Below are 634 nucleotides of genomic sequence, written 5' to 3' on the forward strand. Positions count from 1 at the left end.
CCATATTGGTGTGGTACTCTACTTGGGTATAAAGGCCGACTAATTTGAAGACAATGAAAAGTACATTCTGGTAATGCAGCTCCAATTGGCGGACCAGTTCATAAGGCGTATCGGCAAAGAAACTTTGCAGACGACGCAAAAAAGCATCTGGCTGGCCTAATTCTATTTCACGGACAAAATTTTGAATTTCGAAAGGAGACTCTATTTTATTGACATTTGTATAGAAGGGCATCAGGTATCGTACAAAGCCTTCTTCTACCTCTAAGTTAGGGAAACCTAATTGGTATATGCCAAATCTTTCGTCATAACTTTTGATCGTCAGATATCCGCTCTGGTAAATGACAGGAATGGGATTCGATGAATCTGCATAAATACTGTTTAATACATCTGCACTGGTCTCTTCATTAGCCATGCGCTCCAGATTGTAATGGCTCCGTTTTAACAGTTCTACCAAATAGGTGGGTGTGCCTGTCTCAAACCAATAGTTGCTGAACTTATTATATTTGAATGTATTGAGCAGGCTGAACGGATTGTAGATACCTATTGTGTTTTCTGCAAAGTGATAGCCATCGTAATACTCTTTGAGTTTGGCACATGTTTCTTCATATGTCATTGCTTGCGCATTTGCCAACTC

Annotated in this window: 1 protein-coding gene; it reads right to left on the reverse strand. The window is 39.9% G+C overall.

Features of this window, described 5'->3' with window-relative positions; all coding sequences use genetic code 11:
• Positions 1-634, reverse strand: a 634-nt coding sequence (locus DW083_RS21945) for an AAA family ATPase (RefSeq protein ID WP_158582152.1), incomplete at both ends; no start/stop codon positions are given.

Source organism: Parabacteroides sp. AF48-14 (assembly GCF_003477465.1).
Taxonomy (GTDB): domain Bacteria; phylum Bacteroidota; class Bacteroidia; order Bacteroidales; family Tannerellaceae; genus Parabacteroides; species Parabacteroides acidifaciens.